We start from the raw sequence: 392 nt of genomic DNA, 5'->3' as shown, positions 1-392 counted from the left end.
GAGTCAAGGAATGCAACGGATGAAATATCAGAAATACTAACCAACATAACGCAAGGTACGAACAAAGTGAACGAATCTACGAACAAGGTAGTAGGAACGATAGGAGAAATAAACGAAAAGATGGTGAATGTACAACAAAGTTTCAACCGGATAAAAGAAAGGATAGAAAGGATGGACCAAGGGATAGAAAACATGACTGCAAGTGCAGAAGAACAAAGTGCAAGTGCGCAAGAGATGAGCACAGCTATGGACAGGGTAGCGAAAGCGGTAACAGAGATAAGTGAACAACTAGAAAGGTCAAGAAGTGTAATAGACGAACAAGTAAAACAAGCGGTAGGGATAAACGAAGAAGCGAAAGAGTTGAGTGAGTTAGCCACAGAGTTAAAAGGATT

1 protein-coding gene is annotated in these 392 nt (G+C 40.6%); it reads left to right on the top strand.

The genetic code is table 11. The annotated features are described in order from the left end of the window. Positions 1-392: methyl-accepting chemotaxis protein (locus tag ACW9JY_RS10555; protein ID WP_457284335.1), on the top strand; the 392-nt coding region annotated here is incomplete at both ends.

This window comes from Petrotoga sp. DB-2 (genome assembly GCF_054051725.1).
This window is presented reverse-complemented; position numbering and strand designations above follow the sequence as displayed.